Origin of the sequence: Haloarcula sp. Atlit-120R, assembly GCF_003665885.1 — an archaeon.
Taxonomy (GTDB): domain Archaea; phylum Halobacteriota; class Halobacteria; order Halobacteriales; family Haloarculaceae; genus Haloarcula; species Haloarcula taiwanensis.
Genome location: NZ_QPLN01000008.1, coordinates 86,899 through 103,880, shown reverse-complemented (window position 1 = coordinate 103,880; position 16,982 = coordinate 86,899). Strand labels below are relative to the sequence as shown.

11 protein-coding genes are annotated in these 16,982 nt (G+C 52.7%); 4 read left to right on the top strand and 7 right to left on the bottom strand.

What is annotated here, in order from left to right; translation table 11 throughout:
* Positions 1-28: 28 nt before the first annotated feature.
* From DVK01_RS19520 to DVK01_RS21720, 3 genes are read left to right on the top strand one after another with little or no spacing between them, the layout of a single operon-like run.
* Entirely contained in the window at positions 29-769 is a 741-nt protein-coding gene (locus tag DVK01_RS19520; protein ID WP_121538409.1) for a VWA domain-containing protein, read from the top strand.
* Positions 762-2,621: a protein phosphatase 2C domain-containing protein gene (locus DVK01_RS19515; protein WP_121538407.1), complete on the top strand. Its 1,860-nt coding sequence runs from the start codon at positions 762-764 to the stop codon at positions 2,619-2,621. Before DVK01_RS19520 ends, DVK01_RS19515 begins: the two co-directional genes overlap by 8 nt.
* 9 nt (positions 2,622-2,630) lie before the next feature.
* Positions 2,631-4,079: a hypothetical protein gene (locus DVK01_RS21720; protein WP_147435202.1), complete on the top strand. Its 1,449-nt coding sequence runs from the start codon at positions 2,631-2,633 to the stop codon at positions 4,077-4,079.
* A 7-nt stretch (positions 4,080-4,086) separates the two neighbouring features.
* Here DVK01_RS21720 and DVK01_RS19510 read toward each other — a convergent pair whose 3' ends face one another.
* Positions 4,087-4,665 carry a DNA-binding protein gene (locus DVK01_RS19510; RefSeq protein ID WP_233562818.1) on the bottom strand — a complete coding sequence of 193 codons (579 nt, stop codon included), beginning with the start codon at positions 4,663-4,665 and terminating at the stop codon, positions 4,087-4,089.
* Entirely contained in the window at positions 4,662-5,369 is a 708-nt protein-coding gene (locus DVK01_RS19505; protein ID WP_121538405.1) for a DsbA family protein, read from the bottom strand. The genes DVK01_RS19510 and DVK01_RS19505 overlap by 4 nt, the downstream gene beginning before the upstream one ends.
* A gap of 46 nt (positions 5,370-5,415) precedes the next feature.
* Here DVK01_RS19505 and DVK01_RS21715 point away from each other — a divergent pair, with 46 nt between their 5' ends.
* Positions 5,416-6,759, top strand: a complete 1,344-nt coding sequence (locus tag DVK01_RS21715) for a hypothetical protein (protein WP_158598788.1) — start codon at positions 5,416-5,418, stop codon at positions 6,757-6,759.
* Between the two features lie 163 nt (positions 6,760-6,922).
* Here the strand turns inward: DVK01_RS21715 and DVK01_RS19500 are convergent, their stop codons facing one another.
* The 5 genes from DVK01_RS19500 to DVK01_RS19475 form a co-directional block, all read right to left on the bottom strand.
* Positions 6,923-8,179, bottom strand: a complete 1,257-nt coding sequence (locus tag DVK01_RS19500) for an RNA-guided endonuclease TnpB family protein (RefSeq protein ID WP_121538403.1) — start codon at positions 8,177-8,179, stop codon at positions 6,923-6,925.
* Positions 8,180-8,584: 405 nt separating this feature from the next.
* Positions 8,585-10,144, bottom strand: a complete 1,560-nt coding sequence (locus DVK01_RS22385) for a hypothetical protein (RefSeq protein WP_199722391.1) — start codon at positions 10,142-10,144, stop codon at positions 8,585-8,587.
* A 164-nt stretch (positions 10,145-10,308) separates the two neighbouring features.
* Complete coding sequence (locus DVK01_RS19485; RefSeq protein WP_121538399.1) at positions 10,309-13,785, bottom strand: AAA family ATPase; 3,477 nt, start codon at positions 13,783-13,785, stop codon at positions 10,309-10,311.
* A complete protein-coding gene (locus DVK01_RS19480) occupies positions 13,782-15,083 on the bottom strand; it encodes a DNA repair exonuclease (protein ID WP_121538397.1) in 1,302 nt (433 codons plus the stop codon). The genes DVK01_RS19485 and DVK01_RS19480 overlap by 4 nt, the downstream gene beginning before the upstream one ends.
* 146 nt (positions 15,084-15,229) lie before the next feature.
* Positions 15,230-16,918: a hypothetical protein gene (locus DVK01_RS19475; RefSeq protein WP_121538395.1), complete on the bottom strand. Its 1,689-nt coding sequence runs from the start codon at positions 16,916-16,918 to the stop codon at positions 15,230-15,232.
* Positions 16,919-16,982 lie beyond the last annotated feature (64 nt).

Below are 16,982 nucleotides of genomic sequence, written 5' to 3'. Positions count from 1 at the left end.
GACTGGGACTTACTAATCCGAAATAACGATGTCCGATTCTACAGGTGGGCTTGACGCAGGTGAGGTTAATGTTACAGTCCAGCGTACACCTACGGTTCTCATTCTGGATACATCTGCCTCAATGGGAAGAAAAACTGTCTCATCTGACGGGGATGAAAAGAAAAAGATTGAACAATTGAATGAAGGGCTAGAATATTTTAAAGAAGAGATAATGGAAGAAGAGCATGCAAAAAACCGTGTTGATGTGGCAGTCGTAACTTTTGGTGAAACAGCTGAGCTTCACCAAGATTTCACGCATATTGAAAAATGGCAACCGCCAAAATTATCCAATGATGGAAGAACACCGATGGCGGATGCTATAGAGTTAGGTATTGATGCCGCAGAAGCTGTTAAATCGTTCTATTCTGATGAGGGCATTCCCTATACCCGCCCTTTTCTCTGGCTACTAACTGATGGAGAGCCTACATTTATTGAGGAAGGTGGTCAGAGATGGAATCGTATTCAAAAGCAACTCGACGTCGGAACAGAAAAAGGACATTTCAGTTTCTTTGCGATGGGCGTCGGGGGCGCTGACATGGATACGCTTAATTCGCTAGTGAATGTGACTGGGAGACCAGCACTGAAGATTAAAGAGGGTATGTTTAAAGAGTACTTTGAATTCTTGAAAAACAGTCTTGAGATGGTCTCGCAAGAGGATGACGGCGCTCCAGACGAGGTTGCAGATGTAGACCACTTGAAGGACTTTGTCCAAGTTGATCCCGATGAGTGACTCAGGAACTACTCAAGACAGCAATGAGGTTAGAGATTCCCAATTTGTTGGCTGCTCAGTGAAAGGTCCAGATCATGAAGGAAACGGAACTCCATGCCAGGATTCATGGTCTGGAAAGAAATTGTCTGATTCACGTATTGTACTCGCCGTAGCGGATGGTCTCGGAAGCGCAGAATACTCTCATATTGGTTCGAAGATCGCAACAGACACCCTAGTGGGGCATCTCGAAAGTGAAGTTTCTGAGGTGGACACAATCGACGAAAATTCAATGCGCGGTCTAATGCGGGAGGGATTTGAGTCGGCTCGTGAGGCACTGTCTGAAAAGGCTAAGGAGGTTGAAAATCCTGTCTCAGAGTTAAATACCACTCTCTTGGCTACCGTTGGTGGCCCCTCAGGAGTTGTTGGTGCAGGGGTAGGAGATGGTGGAATCGTAGGACATCATAATGGTTCACATGATTTAATTATTCCAAGAGAGGACAGCAAATATGCAAATACGACAACCCCGATACAGAGTGATAGATGGGAAGACTCGTATCGAATTGGCGGTAGTAAGAAAGTAGATTTATTTGCGGTTTTTTCTGATGGTCTAGATCAATTTACCTGGGATGGCAGGGAGTCAGTTAAGGATAGTTTTTTTGGTCAGATTTTTAACTTCGCTCAATCGTCAGAGGACCTAAGCCAGCTACAGCAAGAATTTCGAGCATTCCTTAACGATGATCGTTTTCGAAAATATTCTGGGGATGATAAGACAATTGCTGTTGGTGTAATTCCATCTGATCGGGACAAGAGCCAAATTAAACAGACGGATAGTAAAGATCGGAAAGAGAGTACAGCGCAGACGATCGCCCCAAACCAGAAAAGTAGCGATTCTGGAGTAGAGCAGACAGGTCCCGTGGCCAAGGAGCGAGAAGCGGAAAATTTCGCTGAGAAGATTGTCTCAACCAACTCGGACACGGTTTTTTTAACGGAGAGATTGGAAGAGCTCCAAGACGGCTGTATCTATCGTGTTTCTGGTCGCGATGTCAGTGTCGCGAAAATATACACAGTAGAAAATCGGAATAAATCAATGGAGGGAAAAGTGAGGTTGCTTCAGAAATACAATAATGAAATAGAATCCCCAAGAAATGGTAGAATATTGTTCCAATGGCCTATTGAACTGATGGGCACGTATCTAAATAATAAATTTCTTGGTTGTAGATTGCAGTATAATCCGTATTCAAAAACAAAAAATATTCTGGAATTCGCTAAACAACAAAATATGGGAAATGAGGGTTTCTTGAGCGGGGTTAAAGAAACAGTAAGCGAACTTCCATTCTTTTCAGAAGAGAATTTACAAAGAAAGATTATTGCACTGAACTTAGCCACTGGACTAAAGTACATACATGAAAACGACATGGCAGTGGGGAACATGAGTCATGAAAATATCGCAGTCCAAAATTATGACGTGTTATTCAAAAACTGTGATACGTTCTATTTGGAATATGACGATGTGTATTTTAAAGGATCCAATAAAGATAGCCGCTATGCACTAAGAGAAGAGCCAGATAATACATTAGTTCAAGCTAAAAATTCAGACTTGTTTGGTTTAGGAGTGCATATTTTCCAATTACTTCTTGGTACTCACCCATTCGAATCTGGAGACCCCTCAAAGAAAAATTTTGATTCGCTTATTAATGACGCACGCCAGACCACAGAAAGAAGTTCAAGCACGAATCACCATGAACCTGAATTTTCAAAATTACCTGATGTTATTCAGCTGAAATTCAAGGAATGCTTCATTGATGGTATAGACGACCCAACCGCCCGCCCAAAAGCAGTTGAATGGGTGAGAGCCATGAATAACATAATATAGACTTCTGCTATGAAAGAAGAAGAATTTGTAAATGAAGAGGTCAGCTGTAGATCAGCAGAGATAACTCTAAAAAAGGCTCTTGACAGTGGGAAGGAAGGCGTTGTGTATCAAGTCGAAGAACATACCGGATATGTTGTGAAGATATTTAACGAAGAGATTCGTGGTCAAAAGGAAGAAAAACTCAATTGGATGTGCGAGAGTTTCCCAAGCGTCAATATTCTATCGCACAATCGTTATCAGCCCCTCATCTGGCCTGAAGAGTTAGTTTACGATGACAGTGAAATTAATTTTCTTGGCTATTTAATGCCACATATCAATACAGATGCATGGGAGAATGCCCAGTCTTTCGCAAACAAACATCTAAAGTGGGATGAAACCACATGGGATGAAAGATTAAAGCCAGCGATTAATTTGTCAATTATTGCTGCTGTACTCCATAATAACAATTATGCAATTGGGGATATGAGTCATTTTAATATACTTGTAAAAGAAGGATATATCTCTTTGATAGATTGTGATTCATTTTCTCTAAAAGGACCAAACGGTGATATTGTGGGTTCAACGATATTTGGCAGATATGCACCACCTGATGGCAGGGGAGAAGATCTTCAACAGGATCAATTTAATGATCGTTTCGGACTGGCCATACATCTCTTTCAATTCATGATGGAAGGATATCACCCATTTCAGGCTAAGGGACCCAATGCAGCAAGTGGTGACTTTGCCACAATGATTAGAGAAAATCGATTCCCTTACGAAGATACTGAGTCAGATACGCTCCAACCTCCTACCTCAAGTCCACAATATCAGAATATCCCAAAAAAGTTTCGCGACTACTTCGCTGAATGCTTCATCAATGGTAAAAACGATCCCAGTCAATGCCCTCCACCGATAGAGTGGGTACATGTGCTTACAAATGAGAGTAGTCAGTTTGAAGTTCCAAACATAGATAAGCTATCAAAGAATATACAAGCAACCACATCAGGATATGAAGGGTCAGCCAGTACTCAAACGGGATCTGGGGCAACCGTAGAATATCGTGACCACGATAATGATTCGCCCACCGAGAGATGGGAGAAACGAAGGCAGGAAAGGCGGTCTAAGCATCGTCAATCAAATAAATATGAGTCTAATACCGCTGATGCTAGTTTAGCAAGTGATGATTCCTATCAGAATGAAGAAAGTGATCAATCTGAATGGTCCATCAATCGGGATAATAGAGATAAAAACTGGGTTGATGAGATAAGGGAAGAAAATACAGTTCAACAAAGCAATAACAGCTCTGATACCTCTACCCCAAATTATCAGTACGATTCATCAACCAGCCAATCTGATTCTAGCATAAATGTAGATCAAATCAAATCAGCTATAATTTCCATCATATATATAATATTGGCGTTCTTTATAGGGGCATTTGTGGTCAGCATAGTTATAGGTTTTTTGTCATCAATATTTTAACTAATCACTATTCGTTATCTTGGTCAGGGTCATTGTCCTCGATCACGACGGGTACTTGTCGAAAACAGCCAACATCATCACCGTATTCCTCCTGTGCCTGAGCACCGAACGGGGCCTCCTCAGCCTCGAACGCCTCGATCCGGCCACTGGTCTGAGCCGCCGCTTCAGCAACCCACGCTTCCCGAGTCGACTCATCAACCTCGGTGATCGACTCAGGCTCGATGGCGACGTTGACCCGATCTCCCGACTCGTAGGTCCGAAGCTTGCCGACGATTGCGACGTAGGTGGGCGTCTCCGCTGCTCGGAGCGCTGCCATCGCTTCGGGCTGGTATTGGCCGGCGTAGACGTAGACAGGGGAGCTAGCTGCGAACACCTTCCCCTGACAGTACTCCGAGTCGTTTCCGACGTCAGCCGTCTCAGTAAGTGTCCCGACGACGAACACCCGGTTGATGCCGATCCCAGTTGGCGTCAGGCCGTACACAGGAGCGCGCTCTTCGTCGGATTCTTGGAACGTGTGCGTAGTCGCGTTGAGCTCCTCAGCGAACAGCCGCGTCGCTGGCTGGCGTTGCGTGAACGGAGGAATCACACATTAAAATATTCACGATATCGGAACCATCGTGCACCCATTTCATCCCCAGGATGACCTTGACCTGCGTCGACAAGCTGAGAAATCGTCTGGGATGGTACTACACCATGCACAGAAAGCTCTTGATAAACGGTAGTGGGTGAAATGGGGCGACGTGTTCTCTGTCGTTTTTTAAAGAGAGTATCAAGTTCTTCCCCGAGTTCAGAATCGTCAAGAGCAGTTTGGATCTCACCTGAGGAAACCCCGGTCGATGATCCGATTGACCTGAGAACATCTGGTTGAGAGATGTCTCTCCCTTCTCTCCATCGGGCCTGGAGAATTTTCTCATGGAAGTGCTTAAACACCTCCTCAGGATATTCCTTTTTTACGAAGAACGCCGCTTTATGAGCATTGTACGAGTCTACAAAACCGGGCGATTGTAGCGTATCCACAAGCTTCAATTGTTCATTTAACACTTTGGCACTTTCCTGAACCTCAGTAAAATATTGTTCATCAGCCAAATCGATATCCCTGTCCAGGTCCCCACTAGGCGACCGAATATAGTTGTAAAGGTCGAAGAGACGATAGTCAGTATCGACGGGGAAAATAGCCCACTCCGCATACTGTTCCATTGCTTCCTTCGCTAGATAGCTGAGTGGACACGCATAGTCCGAAAACAAGATGAGGGTCCGTGGTGGTGGCTGTTCGTCAATTCGCTGGCTCATTGATGAGTACTTTTACCAGTCAATAATAAAAATCATGGAGGTAACAATGCCTCCTCAGCACGAGAATGTGATTGCGAAGCGGCTTGATTTCTTTCTCGAAGAAGAAGACCGGGATTCGCTCCCCAGTGGTGAGGAGAAGATCTTTATCGGATATCCGCCTGCTCAAGGAGGGATACTCTACGAGGAAGAAACTCTTCACCTAGGTATTCCACCATTTTCCCAGCTACTGCCAGCAGCGTCCTGTACGAAAGTATTCAATACAACCTCAATCGGGAACGTCCATGGAAAACTGCCGATTCACGAATTGAGCGTTGACGATCTTCGTCGCTTCCCTCGATACTTGTGTGATGCAATTTTAAAACCGAATAGGATCCTGATTCCAGGTGATCACTATCTATTCTGGGCATGGACCGGAGCGTTCTTTCGTTATCTCACTGGAAAACATCCCTGGGGACATTGGCACTTCCACAGCGCAGGCACTCCTCCGGGAATTAACGGTGTCCCGAGGAAAAGTATGGAGTCCCGACCAGGACGCTACGGCCCCCACATCTGGGGAGAGAAATACAAGACCGTGCTCGAAGATTTCTTTACCTTACTTCATATGCTACTTCTCCCAATTCGTGAACTCTCTCGGCCAACAGAATTACGAGCAAAAATTTACAGCCTAAATCCGAGTTACCTTGGGATACAGAAAGATTTAGGATACAAGTTCGCAACCGGTAGCGGATTCTCAATTTTGGAAGGGATGCTGAGAAGACGGTGCAAAGAACTCAATGAAAACGGCATCGTAAAATCAGGTCATGGGCCGCTAAATCTCTCACATAGGTCGAACCCCATTGGGGAAGGAGGTAGAGTGTATCTTTTTGACGCATTGATGCTGTGGAAGGAGCAGAATGCTAGTCCATTGGTTGAACAAACCCTAGATGAGATTGACGATGTTAGTAGATATAATATCAACAGTCTAGTGATGAAATTTCGGGGTTTAGATTATAATGACCTAACACACCGTGACCTGAACTCCCCAAGTCTACTGAAGGGAATCAAGGAGCAGCGAAACTACAATATACACGGTGAAGATAGCACAATGGCAATTGGAGCAATAGTCGTAACTCTTTGCTGTTTGGTGCTCTGGGATGAGTTAAATGAGAGTGATATCCAGTACAATCTGGATAGAGTGCATGATGCAAGTTCTTGGCCTGACCCAGCGATCTATTCCGATGAGCGTGATAGAGCAATGGAACTCATAAGAGAACATCAAGCGATGCTCGATAATGGGTACTGGTCAGTTCCAACAGATGCAGCTGGTTTACCCTTAGATCGATTAACACCGCGTACATTCTACCCTGTAAGGATTTCTGTTGATCAACTAGGATTCGATATCGAGTGGTAGAGGGAAGAAACCCGAACTAGCTTGGATATTTGATAATGGGAATTGTCTTTGGAACAGTTCTGTCGGGTTCATATTCTCACTTTCAGCCTCGTCTACGAGGAATTGACATCCACCCAGTGGCTTCCTCACGCTGGGATACACAGAGGCGTCCCACGGAGGCAACTTACGGGTTCGTATGCACCTCGCTGGGACGGAGAGAGTGTGGTGACTCCGACCATTGGTGGTCGTCCCACGTGAGACATACGGGCCGTGCCATCGGCCGCGCTATTGTTGTTTGACCCCTGAGGAACGTCTCAGAGGCCGTAAGATCGGCGTGCCCCTCGAACCCGCAACGACAGGTCAGTGTGTCTTTGTGTCGTGTCGTTTCGGTCGTCGAATCGCAGTTCGGACACGTCTGTGAGGTCCATGCTTCTGAGCATATTACGACGCTAACGCCATATTCTTCGGCAGTGGAGGTGAGGCGATCGGTGAACTTCCGATATGCCCAATAGGAGTGGAGCTTGTCATTGACGCGTGCCGACCAGTGCGTTTCAAGAATGTCTGTAAGGTCTCCGACAAAGATTGTCGAAATACCTTCGTCGTACAGCTTAATGATTAGATCACGACACAACGCTTCTTGAGCATGGTCGCGCCGTCTAGTTCGTCGTCGATACAACCGTCGGATTCGGTGGCTGCTATACTGTCTGTCATCCAGCATCGACTGCAATCGGGCAATCTCCTGAGTCGTTTCTTCAAACCGCTCAAACAGTGCTTGCCCGTCATAGAGATACTGTTGGCCAGTTGTAGTAGTACAGGCAACGAGCGAATTTACGCCGATATCCAGAGCGGCCGCCTCTTCGGCCAGTGGTGATGCCAGCTTATCCTCACAGATCGTAACTGGCTGATGGGCCCTGTATCGGTTTGAGCCCTCATCAAAGTAGAGCGTCAACCGACCTTGCTTTTCGTACTCGCTCCAGTTCGGACTCCCCCGTACCTCAAATCGAGGCCGATCATTATGGCCAAGGCCGTACTCTCGCTTCAGGTCCTTGCCGACAAGAATTTCCAAGCGGGAATATTCACCCCACTGGATTGAATACGTGTTATTCCTGAGGTAGGTACGAAGCTCACGCCCATCCTCTCGATTGCCCCAATACCCCGGAAAACCCGGACGCTCACCTTTCCGCTTCAGTGCAAAGAACGACCGCCACGCTTGTCTGTTCTTCCGTTCAATCTGCTGGACAGTCGCAGCCCCGAGTACTCCGGCGTACCGGTTCCGGTAGTCGCTGATATCCCATACATCACCATCGGAGTCAGTGTAGCTCTCCTGGCGCTCGAAATTGATTTCATTCCAGAGTGCAGCAGAGGCGTCCAACAACCGGAACAAGAGTTCCTCATCCGCCTCGGATAGCGGGACGACATCAAACGTGTTGGTTCGCCTCATCGGAACTTACTCTCCTCGTTTTTTGTTATAAAGGTGTGTACGGAGCCTGAGGGAAACCGAAGTTTTGGCACGGCCCGGACAGCAGTGTAGGCGACGTTCATCGGTCACTTGATGAGGGCGAGCAGCGATGCTCACAGATCCGTTCGGGAAGGCCGACACGTCCGCAAAGAGGGCACTCGATCAACGGGGTTGGTGGAAGCTTTCTACACTCCTCTAGGGCCGCTTCGAGATGGTGTCGTACATTGGTAGACTCCGCGCGAGTCAATGCTTGAGCGAGATGCATTTCGAGACGTTCTCGAGCGGTTGTTCCGTCAGTGGGGGCTCTATTCTCGATCATTTGTCCCACCCAATTGGTTCCGATAAATTTCACGCGGACACATCGACGGCGAGGAGAAGCGAGGACCGTTACTCTTCTTCGTGACCGTCGAGCGAACTGACGACCTCAATTAGTTCGTCTACGTCATCACCGTACGCCGCCTCTGCCTCATCGCTAAACGGTGACTCACCTGCCTCATGAGTGTCGAGTCGGGCACGAGTGTGCGCGATCGCCTCATCGAGCCACTCGTCTCGCGTCTCCGCATCGACGGAGACGATACGTTCAGGTTCAAGTGCGACATTCGTCCGGTCACCGGACTCGTACGCACGGTGCTTGCCAATGACAGCGACGTACGACGGCGTCTCTGCATTCCGTAGCGTGTCCATCGCATCTGGTTGATACTGCCCCGCGTAGACGAATACCGGCTCTGAACCAGCGTAGACGCGTCCCTGCCAATACTCACTGTCCGACCCCACATCCCGTGTTTCAGTTAGCGTCCCTACAATCAACACCCGGTTGAGCGCTGCACCCGTCGGAGAGAGTCCAAAGACGGGCGCTCGCTCTGCATCCGACTCCTGAAACGTCTGTGTCGAAGCGTTCAATTCCTGTGCGAGGACTCGACGTGCAGGCTGTCGAGCAGTCACAGCTGGCTCCAGTACGTCGTCACTCAGGTCGCTCTCGTCGGAACACCGCTCCGCGTGGTCCACGAGGAAGTACGTCCCGAAGACGCTGCCGGCGAGCCGGAACCGGCGACCCAGGAGCTGGTCGCTGATCTCGTCGGCGACGACATCGGTCGAGAGTGCGTCCATCGCCATCGTCGTCGCATCGTCCAACGAGATGCCGGTGACCGCTTCCGTCGCTTCCTCGTTGAACAGCACGCTGACCGACCGCTCACCGTCGTCGAGGATCGCCTTGATTCGGAGGTCGAAGTCGCCGTCTCGCTGCCCGTGTTCGGCACACCGGCCGTTCCGGAGAACTCGAGTGCAGTCGTCCTGTCCACAGCGTTTGATGAGGCCCGAACCTTCCTGAACGTCGACGATGCTCCCGACGACTTCGATCGTGCCGTCGCTGACCTCGACGGACTGGTCTGTCTTGCTGATCGAGGTGGCGGAATTGCAGCTCACCGAGAACCGGCCCTGGTACTCGTCGGTGACGACGCTCTCGAATTCGTAGGTGCCACCCTCCTCGAGTTCGGGCAGGTCGGCGCTGGCCCATACGACGAACTTGAGTCGGCCGGACTCGTCGCCCAGCAGTCCGACCTGGGCTATCTTCTCGCTCCGGGGCTCCCACAGTTCGACGACTTCGGCGACGACGTCGACCCACTTGTCGGCTTCATCGATGCTGTTGAGCATCGTTCGAGTGGCTTTCTGGGGACGTCCGCCGTAGCCAGCCAGTTTGGCGAGGTCATCAGTGAGATCGTCCCGGTCGAGGTCGGCATCGGTGCAGGCCTTCCGAACGATGGTTCGAACAGCCTCGTCCATCGGAACTCGGTAGGCGCACATCCGCTCCAGTTGGTCCTCTATATCGCGCTGGTCGAGGGCGAACGTCGGGTCACTTCCGCCGGCGACTCGGGATTCGTCGAACGCCGCGAATGCGTCGCTGATGGTCTGGATACGATCCTGCAGATCTGGGGCAACAGTGCTGGACATCGTTGTTCTCCGAGGAGGAACTGGAGTATGCGTTCGAGACACACCGATTCGCTATCAGATGTGTTTTCGTCGCTCCCTCTCTGATTCTCCTCATCCCCTTGGGTATGATAAATCCCAGAATCAATCGCCAGCAGGCCACGAAATCTGAGAGCAGTCCGAGAGAATCAGCTCTCACCCAAGCGTGAAAGCAGTTCGTCAGTCCTGTCTTTGGCCTCGTCACGAGAGACGCCTTCGTCGACGTAGCGCTCAATAACTCGGGCACGGATCTGACCCTGGTCCAGCGTATCACGAGGTTCGATGTACCCGTTCTCTTCGAGGTACGTTTCCAGCTTGTCCGCTTTCCCGCTACGGAAACGGTTTACCTCGCCATTGTGCAGAGCTTCGACGATCTGTCTTCCATCCCCATTGACCGATTCGGCAAGGGCAGTGACCTCGTCGATGAAGTTACCGCTCACAGCGCCAGAGGCTTCGAGAACCTCTCGATCAACGGGCTCGCCACGACCAACCTTCCAAGCGTCGACGAACTCGTTCAGCGCCGCAGCGTTCTCCTCTACTATTGTTATCTGGTCGGAATCAACGGAGGAGAGGTCCCCGTTGCCCCACTGGAGCAGATTGTTCAGCTGTCCCCAGTGCTCGATCCCGAGCTCTAAGAGTTGATGGAGGGTTTCGACATCGTCGACGAGATACCAAAGATGCGCCGTCCCGGCGCCACGGTGCGGATTGAACGAGTCCACCGCGAGTTCGTCCCCATACGAGGCATGGTCGTGACCGTCGGGAGTGGGTGCTTTCGGAGTGAACGATTCGACAGATTCCAGTTCGGGAATGTGGACCGAATCGTCAACATCGCGAACCGTCGCAAGGTCGACAATCTCGTGGTCGACACCGTTCGTGCTCTCCAGTGCAGCAGTCCACTTCGCCACTTCGTCGCCCTGTGCGGTGAAATAGAAGACCTGCCGACCGTTCCGAGCGAGTTCGATCGTCGACTCGATGATGGTCTTCGCCCTGCGATCGTCGGTGTTTGCGAGCGTCTCGTCGAGGAGAAGTGGAATCCGAACACCCTGTTCCTGCTGTTCGACGAAAGCAATTCGGACGGCGAGCAAGACCTGAACCCGAGTACCGCTCGAAAGCTCGTCGAGCGCGAGTCCCTTCTGTTTGGATTCGTCGAACGCACGGAACTCGGCTTCATTCTCGTCGAAGTCCAACCGATACCGGCCACGAGTGATCGTCGCCAGGATTTCACGAGCACGCTCGAAGACGTCCGGGCGACTGGTCTCCATCGTCGCCTCCTGAACGTGATCCACCAGGACGTCGCCGACCATTGCAGCACAGTCGTCCTCGAGTTGGTCTTGCAGGTCATCGAGCGCCCGGTCACGCTCTGCGAGCGCCGTTTCAACTTGGTCGTCGGACTTCGCCTGTCTGATCTCCGCCTTGATATCGGCAATCCGTGACTGCAGGTCGTCGAAATCTTCGGCAGTTCGTTCCGCCTCACGGAGGTCCTCTCTGAGGTCAGCAATCTCCTGCTCCTTGAGGTCCGGTTCGAATTCTGGGTAGCTTTCGAGTTCTTCGGCCTCCGTGTTCGCCCTGATTTCGGCCTCTCGTACAGCCTCCGCAGCCGAGTCGTATGCTTCGACCTGCTCACAGAGTTCCTCCAACTGATCGTGGTCATCGGGGTCGAGATTCAGATCCACAAAGATTTCGTCGCGGTCAGCCTCCAGCGCATCTATCTTCTCGGTGGCTTCCTGAATCGTCTCGGTAGCTTGGTCGAGGTCTCGCTGTGCGGTTTCGCGTTGCTGTTCGCGGTTCTCGAGGTTCCGGATTGCCTCGGTCGCCTCACCGGAACTCTGGACGTCGTCGTAGCCGTAGGGATCGAGTTTCGCTTGGAGGTCTTCACGGGCGGTCTCGATCTGCTCATCGACAGTGTCGATGCTCTCTTGAATCCCTTCAACCTCGTCGTGGGCTTCCTGCCAGTCGAGTACTCGCTTGGAGATCACGGCGAGTTCAACATCAGAGGCATCTGGCGCGGCGCCCAACTGATCTTGAAGTTTGGTACGTGTTTTCTCCAGATCCCGCTCTTTCTGTTCGAGTGTGTCTGAGTCCGTCGCCAGGCTATCGCGCCATTCAGACCGTCGCTCGGCCAGTTTGTGCGCTGCGATTGCGTCGTAAAGCCCTATCAGACGGGACCGAACCTCGTCTTCGGTCCACGCCGCCGGCGGGTTCAGACCCGTTTTCTCGAACGACTCGCGATGCGGTTCTCGTGAATCCCCTCCGTCTTTGGACTGTGAGCGAGCGCGCAGCCCATACCAGAAGATACCAGCGGCAACGACCAGGATGGAGAACAGCAGTGGATGCACCAGAAGCCCCAGCGCGACGGCCGTCGAGGCGAGGGAAATGGCCGAGAACGTGGCGATGCGGAATGCTTCCGAACCGTCGTTCGACTCCGTAGAAACGGACGCAGCCAGCCACTCCTCCAGCGACTGACTCGCACGTTGAAGCGTGGGTAGATCGGGCTCAGGATGCTCTCCATCCTCCAGTAGTCGCTGGACGGCCTCCCGGGTTTCACGCTCGGACTGGAGTTCCTCGGCCTCTCGTGCGAACTTCGAGACGGTCTTCCACGTGACGGGCTCCAGGCCAACGAGGTCCTCGGTATCGACATCGAGGGGAATGTCCTCTCGGGAAGTTTCTCGCTGCCGTTTTGCGTCAGCCAACTCTCCCTCGAGATCGCGTTTCCGGCCCTCCGCAGAATCGAGGTCATCGCGAAGCTCTTTCAGATGGTCGATACGGCCTGTCGGGAGGCCTTCTTCAGGAAGATCAGCCTCATCGAGCCGGTCCTGAGCGTCTGCTTTCGTTTTCTCGGCCTCGTCTTTTTTGTCGACCCACTCGTCAATGTCATCTTCGAGGGATCGAACACGACCGATTTCGTCTCCGTCGACCTGCTCTAAAATATCGGGGAACTCGTCGAGCCTCGATTCAGCCTGCTCCAGCTCGTTTCTCGCCTGTGCGTAGTCGATCGCCTGCTCGAGCAGTTCGGAGCGCTCCTGTGCTCGACGCGCCGCCTCCAGTTGACTACGTAACCTGGAGAGCTCGTTCTGCTCTTGGCGCAGTTCGGATACGTCATTCCGCGCCTCACGTAACTCCTGAATCGCCCCCTTGGCGTTCTGGACGACGTTCCTGTTTGCCCGACTCGGGGAATCCGAATATCCTAGCTCGTCGTATGCTGCGGAGAGATCGTATCCACCAGCCGATTCTCGCTCGATTATCTCGGCGAACGATTCGTTGTTGTTGTCTCGCTGGAGGAGGTCGTGGAGGGAGAGACGGTAGCGGTCGCGTTGATCGGCCGGAGGCAGGCTCGGACCGTTCGCCTCCTGGCCGTCACGCTGGTAGCTCGTGCGCCCATTGTCGACTTCGACTCGCCAGGCTTCACCATTCAGTGAGAGCTGCCCCACGAGGGACGCACGTTCGTCGGCGGTCTCGGGCCAGCAAAGCCATTCGAGCGACTCAGCGAGCGTCGTTTTTCCTGCCGCGTTCGGTCCATGAACGACATTGATGCCGGAACACAGGTCGTCGACCGAGAAGCCACCGGTTTCGAACCCGGGAGCTTGGACGATCTGGATTTCCTCGAAGCAGATCGGGTCCCTGGTCACGCCTTCCCCTCCTTTTGGCCGAGTAGGGTATCGAGCAGTACCCGCGCCTGCTGTTCGAGATGCTCGATAGCGTCATCGTCGTCCGGATCCTCGAGTTCGGTTTCGCGTCGGAGTGGGTTGTACGCATTCGCACTATGAGCCTGCCGTACCGCTGCTAGCGAGTCATCGACCACCTCGCTGTAGGTTTCGTGAGGGTCACCGTTCTCGATTTCGAGCAGGAAGTCAGCGAGGTACGCAGCTGCATTGTCTCCTTCTGCAAGGTCTTCGAGATCGATTGCCGGACGGGTATCGACGTCGATCGATTCGATCCGGACGGAAACCGATCCCTCACGGAATCCGAGGTCACGCTCCATCGACCTATGCTGATCGACGAGCGCCGAGTGCGCATCCGTCCGTCCAGTTAGATGAACGCGAACGAGGCTGAGTTCCAGCGACCTCGTATCGAGTTCGGAGCGAACGTGTTCCTTGATTTCGTCCGAAATGACGGCGGTCGCTTCCTGTGGGTCGTCTACCCCGGAGACGTCGACAGAAACCCTGTCGTAGCGAACGGATGCCAGGGGAATCTGTTCAGCTTGTACGTCTCCGTTTTCAGGTATGGTTATCGTCCACGGGCCGTGGGCTTGCTGTTCCCCTGGGTCAAGGGGTTGTGGCGACCCCGAGTACAACGCCAGTGGACGCGAGTCGATTTGGATGCCTGGACTGTGAATATGACCGAGTAGCCAGGCATCTGCTGCAGTGTCGCGGAGTTCGCTGGACAGAACCGGTGCGTATCGGCTTCCTCGCGAGTCGAGGTCGGCGTGAAGCACGCCGATCTGGGGTGCGTCATCGGTCGTCGGAAACTCGTACTCATCGAGCGGGGACTCGTAGACGTGTTCAGCCGAAAACGACCAGCCATCGAAGTGGGCGATGGGCTCGCCGTCCCGTTCGAGCGTCCAGCGTTCCCACTGCCCGTCTCTCCCGAGGAATTGGAGCGAGTCGGAGTCGAGGTTATCGACCATATCGGGGAGCGCATCGAAGTCGTGGTTCCCGGCTACCACGACGATTGGAATCCCCGCTTCGTCGAGCTGTGCAACTCCATCTTCGAACGCGCCGTACGCCTCGAAGTAGCGATTCTCCTGATCGACGACGTCACCAGCAATCACGACCGCGTCGACGTTCCGGTCGATTGCTTCCTGGACCGTCGACAGCCAGACAGCTTTCGGCGACAGCTCCGGACCATCCAAATCATCCGGGATTCGACTCGGGTGACGGCCGAGGTGGAGATCTCCTGTGTACAGTAGTTCCAGGGCGTCCTTCATGAGTGCGACTAGACAGTGAGATAGAAGCACAAGTCACGGATAAATAAATGTCACCCATTCCTGAACTACTGGGAGCCGATAGATGTCCAGATCCACGTAACGCCAGCTGTTGAAACAGGGTGCAGCAGTTCGTTATTGGCGGCGTCTCAAGACAGTCGCCGCCGAAGGCGATCGAGTAATCCACTCGAGGATGGCTTCTCCTCATCTGATGTCCCACTGAGTTCTTCATGAGAGTGGAGTACATCATCAGTAGCCGTGTCCTCGCGATCGGGCTGGCCCTGTCCTCTCGACTGTAGTTCGGCACCGTCTTGGGAGCCACTGTCGCCGTGTCTACCAGTCCAGGACTGGCGGCTAGGGTGGCTTCGACTCCCGTTGCTGGTGACAGTATCTGTGTCCCTCAGTTCTCTGATGAGAGTCCTCTCACTGGCAGGGTCGATCCCCAGAACTGTCCGATACTGACGCAGAAGAGTCTCTAATTCTGCAATCCGCTCACGCTTCTCCTCAAGCTCACGTTGCTGACGTTGTACCTTTGCAGCTAAACGACGAGCGTCGTCAACGGCTCCGGTACCAACGGGACTAGAACCAGTATCATGAATCGACGCCTCCGAGGCTGGCGCCACATCCAAATTTTCCTCTCGGTCGTCAGGTGTTGAACGCTCTTGATTCGTTGGCGGTGTGTAGTAGTCATCAATAGTCAGGAGCGTCCGGGCGATACAGACGTCCCCATAGGTCGCGCCGTTCGCGAAGTGGACTCGATCCCACTTGCCCCGGTAGAGGCCGGAGTCCCGGAACAGGCGATCCATCCGGTCGGGATCGCCACCAGTCCAAAATCCCAGGTAGAAACACAGCCCCATGTCTGCCTCCGACTGTGACGGATATCGGCTCTCGGGCGAGGCCCAGAGTTCCCTGTCTCCATCGTAGAGTGCTGCGATGGTGTCGCCACTTTTCGAGGCCATCGCCTGCTCCAAGAGTGCGTCATCATCGAGGTCAACACCTGGACCAGCTATTTCGTCGAGTGTAGTGGGAGGATCATCGGGAAGGGCATCTACGCTGGAACTGTGCAGGGCGACTTCGAGCGCCGGATCTTCTATGTCCGGGAAATCGAGTCCGTAGCGAGCATACAAACTCGACTTCGAACCGAGAGCTGGTGGTTTCCCATCACCGGGTTCTCCATCGGGCCCATCGCCAGTAGATTCGCCACCCTGTGCCTCGTTTCCAGTCTCCGCTGCCGCGTCGATTGCCTGGTCGAGGTCAACTGCCTCAGTATCCGAATCGGGTGATGTCTGAACGTATTCGTAGTGAACACCGAGCAGTGCGTCTTGCCGGCGAGCAATCGTCTCAGGCGTCCCGTCGACATGGTTGGTCGTGACGGTGAAGAACCGAGCCTCGTCGTACATCTCGACGTCACCACGCCGATTACGACCCGGCGGAAGTTCTCCTTCGAGGAGGACGTGAACACCGTGTCCAGATGGAGAGACCTCGGTATATGAGTCGAGGCGCTCGACGATGTCACGGGCCCAGTCAGTGAGGTCGCCGGTAGCAGGATCACGGCAGTCATCCAGGTCAACGCCGACGATAGATGTCTCGGGGGCGAAGACGAATCCAATCCCATCGGTATCGACACGGTCGCTCTGATGGAACTCGAGTGCACTCTGGAGATCACGCCACGTTGCGGGGTCTGTCGCACTGGCGTTCGATGTCCCGCTGGTGTGGTATGGCTTGATCGGGACCTTTGTCGGCTTCCCATCACGTTCGACTTCCTGCCAACAGATCCATTGCTCACACTCGGCTAATCTGTCTGGAATCAGACGCTCGTCGATTTCACTGCTGGACATGGATAGAACGGGGAACTGCTTCTGTCGTATTCACAGCCGATTCGGTATCGCGATAAACCTCAGT

Bases quoted from the DNA above. Each gene is read 5' to 3' on its own strand.
- DVK01_RS19500 (WP_121538403.1), bottom strand. From the start codon at position 8,179: ATGAGGCGAACCAACACGTTTGATGTCGTCCCGCTATCCGAGGCGGAT.
- DVK01_RS19480 (WP_121538397.1), bottom strand. From the start codon at position 15,083: ATGAAGGACGCCCTGGAACTACTGTACACAGGAGATCTCCACCTCGGC.
- DVK01_RS22385 (WP_199722391.1), bottom strand. From the start codon at position 10,144: ATGTCCAGCACTGTTGCCCCAGATCTGCAGGATCGTATCCAGACCATC.
- DVK01_RS19515 (WP_121538407.1), top strand. From the start codon at position 762: ATGAGTGACTCAGGAACTACTCAAGACAGCAATGAGGTTAGAGATTCC.
- DVK01_RS21715 (WP_158598788.1), top strand. From the start codon at position 5,416: ATGCCTCCTCAGCACGAGAATGTGATTGCGAAGCGGCTTGATTTCTTT.
- DVK01_RS19520 (WP_121538409.1), top strand. From the start codon at position 29: ATGTCCGATTCTACAGGTGGGCTTGACGCAGGTGAGGTTAATGTTACA.
- DVK01_RS21720 (WP_147435202.1), top strand. From the start codon at position 2,631: ATGAAAGAAGAAGAATTTGTAAATGAAGAGGTCAGCTGTAGATCAGCA.
- DVK01_RS19505 (WP_121538405.1), bottom strand. From the start codon at position 5,369: ATGAGCCAGCGAATTGACGAACAGCCACCACCACGGACCCTCATCTTG.
- DVK01_RS19475 (WP_121538395.1), bottom strand. From the start codon at position 16,918: ATGTCCAGCAGTGAAATCGACGAGCGTCTGATTCCAGACAGATTAGCC.